The organism is Endozoicomonas sp. SESOKO3, assembly GCF_024606255.1.
The window spans coordinates 1-5,406 of the sequence record NZ_JAHHPR010000052.1; the positions used below are offsets into that span (position 1 = coordinate 1).

The 5,406-nt window shown below is 51.2% G+C and carries 3 protein-coding genes; all 3 read right to left on the reverse strand.

Translation table 11 applies throughout. The features are described from left to right. Window positions 1-77: 77 nt before the first annotated feature. Complete coding sequence (locus tag KDK18_RS00875; RefSeq protein WP_257252512.1) at window positions 78-2,246, reverse strand: hypothetical protein; 2,169 nt, start codon at window positions 2,244-2,246, stop codon at window positions 78-80. 106 nt (window positions 2,247-2,352) lie between these two features. After that, complete coding sequence (locus KDK18_RS00880) at window positions 2,353-4,023, reverse strand: hypothetical protein (protein ID WP_257252514.1); 1,671 nt, start codon at window positions 4,021-4,023, stop codon at window positions 2,353-2,355. A 105-nt stretch (window positions 4,024-4,128) separates the two neighbouring features. Continuing rightward, on the reverse strand, window positions 4,129-5,406 hold a 1,278-nt coding region (locus tag KDK18_RS00885; protein WP_257252515.1), incomplete at its 5' end, for a hypothetical protein.

Consider the following 5,406-nt stretch of genomic DNA (forward strand, 5'->3'; position numbering starts at 1 on the left):
ATAATTCCATCCCTGCATTCTGGCTTTTACAGAGCAAGGATAGATCAAGAAAACCACATGAAAGGACGTTTGTCAGATCAACGACTGAGGTCACCGTCCTGATCCACAATAGGGGACTTGCGTTTTCGGTGTCTTATTTTGTGATCCGCCAGAGCTTGAGCATTCTTGCAGACCTTCCCGCATGGTCGCTCCTGAACATCCTCCCCGACTACTGTTATGTCACAGGCTTTTTGTCCGGAGTGAATTTTGTTTTTGTGAGATGACAGAGATAGAGCATTCTTAAAGACTTTCCCACACGGCTGCAACTGGCCATCCTTTCCGACTATTGACAGGTCACAGGTTTGTTCCCCGGTGTGAGCGATTCTTTTATGATTCGCATAGGCGTGAGCATTCTTGCAGATCTTTCCGCATGACCGAGACTGGCCATCCTTCCCGACCACGGCCACGCCACAGGTTTGTTCCCCGGTATGGTTTCTTCTTTTGTGATCCGAAAGGGCTTTAACGTTCTTGCAGACCTTTCCGCATGGCTTTGGCTCGCCATCCTCACCGATCACGGTGACGTCACAGGTTTGTTCCCCGGTATGGTATCCGCTTTTGTGACTCGAGAGGACTTTAGAGTTCTTGAAGACCTTTCCGCATCGCCACGGCTGGCCATCTTCCCCGATCTCGGTCACGTCACAGGTTCGTTGCCCGGTGTGGTATCCACTTTTGTGATCCGACAGAGCTTGAGCATTCTTGCAGACCTTCCCGCATGGCCGCGACTGACCATCCTCCCCGATCACGTTCACGTCACAGGATTGTTGCCCGGTATGGTATCGTCTTTTGTGATTCGACAGGTCTTGATTATTATCGCAGACGATCTCGCATTGTCGCTGATGGCCATCCTCCCCAACCACGGCCACGTCACAAATTTGTTGCCCGGTGTGCTGTCGGGTTTTGTGAACGGACAGAGCTGAAGCATTTCTGCAGGCTTTTCCGCATGGCCGCGTCTGTCCATTCTCCCCGATTACAATCACGTCACAGGTTTTTTCCCCTGTGTGCAGTCCGCTTTTGTGTATGGCCAGAGCTGCGGCATTTCTGCAGACCGCCCCGCAGGGCCGTTGTAGCCCCCTCACGATCACGGGCGCGTCACAGGTTTTTTGTCTCGTGTGGTCTCTGTTTTTGTGATACGACAGGGCGATAGCATTCTTGCAGACCTTCCCGCACGGCTGCAGTTGGCCATCCTCGTCAACCACAGTCAGTTCACAGTTTTTTTGCCCGGAGTGGTAGTTGCGTTTGTGACACGACAGTGATTTTACGTTCTTGAAGACCTTCCCACATTGCAGCAGCTGGCCATCCTCCCAGAATATTATGAAGTTGCAAATGGCTCGCCCGGCAGGGACGTTTTTTTCGATTTTCCCTGCAACCATTGTGTCTATGGTGACCCCGTTAACAGGGTTGCAAATAGAGCAGTATCTATTGGCCAAATGAGGACATGAGCTTTGTCTGGGTGTTGCTACTGTAGGGCTTGTCGAACTTTCTTCACAATCGGACGCTCTGCTATCGGATGAACCGGAAGACTGCCGGAATTGACAAGCCCCACGACAGGGATGAACGAAACAATTTAAACCCAAAGTATGCGGGTATTGTTCAGGGACTCCATTATCCCCTCCAGAATCAGAATACGGGAGGCTACTGAAAAAACTTATAGGTTGAGGGAGGGCCTCCGTGGCTTCCTGCCCGGATGATTCTGATGGCGAGTTGGGTTGTTGGCTGTGTCCAGAGCCAGGCATCATAGTAGTGATCGTGAACGGATGATCCTGACTGGTCTCCCGGAGTTCCACCGAGTTAAACGACGATGAATCGAGGTTCCAATAGTTTTTTAAAAGCGAACCGACAGTGGCAACCACTTTTACAGATATTTCTGAATAAGGGTTAGAGCTCAGAAGAGTGTCTTTGGTGGTCAGAATCAGTTCATAAACAACCAGCAGATTCGTGGCGTAAAGCCATTGCCATGAAACCGACTCAATGATGGTCGTTTTCATCCCGTCACTGTCAGGTCCGGGTGGTTTGCTATCAGATAGAAAATCAGGTTCTGTATAGCCGTTTGTGTCGGCAATGTGTGAGGGTCTGTCCGGTAATGTTTGCCGGTCAAACTTTATAGAAAAGCTCTGATTTGGAAAAACTGCACTTTGCACAAGCTCGACAATAAAACGTTCTGTCAGCGGTTCGGCCTGACAGGCGACAGACAACTTCAGTAACAGCAACCGCAGTGCCGCAAAGAGTGAGAGTTTAATAATTCTATCTCTGCATTCTGGCTTTTACAGAGCAAGGATAGATCAAGAAAACCTCATGAAAGGGCTGGTTGTCAGATTAAGGCCAAAGGTTATCGTTCAGATCCACAACAGAAGGCTTGCGTTTTCGATGCATTCTTTTGTGACTCGAGAGGGCTTGAGCATTTTTGCAGGTCTTTCCGCATGGCCGTGGCTGGTCATCCTCCCCGATCCCGGTCACGTCACAGGTCCGTCCCCCGTTGTGCTGTCTTCTTTTGTGATCCCTGAGGGCTCTGGCATTCTTGCAGACCTTTTCGCATGGCTGTGGCTCGCCATCCTCACCGATCACGGTCCAGTCACAGGTTTGTTCCCCGGTGTGGTATCCGTATTTATGACTCGAAAGGGATTTAGAACTCTTGAAGACCTTTCCGCATGGCCACGGCTGGCCATCTTCCCCGATCACGGTCACGTCACAGGTTCGTTGCCCGGTGTGGAACGCACTTTTGTGATTCGTCAGGGCCTGAGCATTCTTACAGACCTTTCCGCATGGCCGCAACTGACCATCCTTCCCGATCACGTCCACGTCACAGGATTGTTGCTCAGTATGATATCGTCTTTTGTGATTTGACAGGTCTTGAGTACTCTCGCAGGTGATCTCGCATCGCCGATGATGGCCATCCTTCCCAACCACGACCACGTCACAGATTTGTTGCCCGGTGTGCCGTCGGCTTTTGTGAACGTAGAGAGCTGCGGCATTTAAGCAGGCCTTTCCGCATGGCCGCGGCTGGCCATTCTCTCCGATTACAATCACGTCACAGTTTTTTTTCCCGGTGTGCAGTCCGCTTTTGTGAACGGACAGAACTGCGGCATTCCTGCAGACCGTCCCGCAGGGCCGTTGCTGACCATCCCTTCCGATCACGGGTAGATCACAGGTTTGTTGTCCCGTGTGGTCTCTGCTTTTGTGATACCTTAGAACGTTAGCATTCTTGCAGACCGTCCCGCACGGCTGCAGTTGACCATCCTCCCCGACCACACTGAGATCACAGGTTTTTTGCCCAGAGTGGTAGTTGCCTTTGTGTCGCGACAGTGATTGTGCATTCTTGAAGACCTTCCCACATTGCAGCAGCTGGCCATCTTCCCCGAATATTATCAAGTTGCAAATGGCTTGCCCGACAGGGACGTTTTTATCGATTGTCCCTGCAACCATTGAGTTTATGGCGATCCCGTCTGAGTCAACCCCATGGGGGCATGAGCTTTGTCCGGGCGTTGCTACTGTGTGGTCTGTCGAACTTTGTTCACAATCGGGCGTTCTGCTATCAGATGAATCGGAAGACTGCCGGAATTGACAAGTACCGTGACAGGGATGGACGAAACAATTTAAACCCAACGTATGTGACTGTTGTTCAGGGGCTCCATTATCTCCGCCAGAATCAGAATACAGATGGCCACTGAAAAAGCCTACAGGTATAGGGAGGACTTCCTGCCCGGACGATTCTGATGGCGGGTTGGGTTGTTCGTTCTGTCCAGAGCCGGGCATCATAGTGGTGATAGCAAGCGGGCGATCCTGACTGGTTCCCCGAAGTTTCACCGAGTTAAACGACGGTAAATCGGGGTTCCAATAGCTTTTCAAAAGCGAAACGACAACGGCAACCACTTTTACACATATCCCTGAATAAGGGTTGGAGCATAGTGTAGTGTCTTTGGTATCGACAATAAAACGTTCTGTCAACGGTCCGGCCTGACAGACGACAGACAACGTCAGTAACAGCAATTGCAGTGCCGCAAAGAGTGAGTGTTTAATAATTCTATCCCTGCATTCTGGTTTTTACAGAAAAAGGATAGATCAAGAAAACCTCATGAAAGTGCGGTTGTCAGATCAAGGACAGAAGTCATCGTTCAGATCCTCAACAGAAGGCTTGCGTTTTCGATGCATTCTTTTGTGACTCGCGAGGGCTTGAGCATTTTTGCAGGTCTTTCCGCATGGTCGCGGCTGGCCATCCTCTCCGGTCACGGTCACGCCACAGGTTTGTTGCCCGGTGTGGTATCCGATTTTGTGACTCGACAGGGCGTGAGCATTCTTGCAGACCTTTCCGCATGGCCGCGGCTGGCCATCCCCAACCACGGTCACGTCACAGATTTGTTGCCCGGTGTGGTATCTCATTTTATGATTCGACAGAGCTTGAAGATTCTTGCAGGTCTTTCCGCATGGCCGCGGCTGGCGATCCTCCCCGGTCACGGTCATGTCACAAGTTTGTTGCACGCTATGGTATCCACTTTTGTGAGCCAACAGGCTGTTGGCACTCTTAAAAACCCTTCCGCATAACCGCGGCTGGTCATCCTCCCTGATTACGATCACGTCACAGGTTTGTTGCCTGCCGTGGTCTCTTTTTTTGTGATTCATCAGGGCGTTAGCATTCATGCAGACCTTTCCGCATGGCCGCGACTGATCATCCTCACCGATCACGGAAACGTTACAGGTTTTTTGCCTGCTGTGCTGTACTCTTTTGTGAACGTACAAAGTTGCGGCATTTCTGCAGGTCTTTCCGCATGGCCGCGGCTGGCCATCCTGCCCGATTACAATCACGTCACAGTTTTTTTCCCCGGTGTGCTGTCCGCTTTTGTGAGAGGACAGAACTGCAGCATTTCTGCAGACCTTCCCGCAGAGCCGCTGCAGACCATCCCTCCCGATCACGGGTACATCACAGGTTTGTTGTCCCGTGTGTTCTCTGCTTTTGTGATACTTCAGAACGTTAGCATTCTTGCAGACCGTCCCGCACGGCTGCAGTTGACCATCCTCTCCGACCACCGTCAGATCACAGGTTTTTTGCCCAGAGTGGCAGCTGCCTTTGTGACGCGACAGTGATTTTGCATTCTTGAAGACCTTCCCACATTGCAGCAGCTGGCCATCCTCCCCGAATATTATCAAGTTGCAAATGGCTTGCCCGGCAGGGACTTTTTTATCGATTGTCCCTGCAACCTTTGAGTTTATGGCGATCCCGTCTGAGTCGACCCCATGAGGGCATGAGCTTTGTCCGGGCATTGCTACTGTGTGGTCTGTCGAACTTTGATCACAATCGGGCGCTCTGCTATCAGATGAACCGGAAGATTGCCGGAATTGACAAGCGCCATGACAGGGATGGACGAAACAATTTAA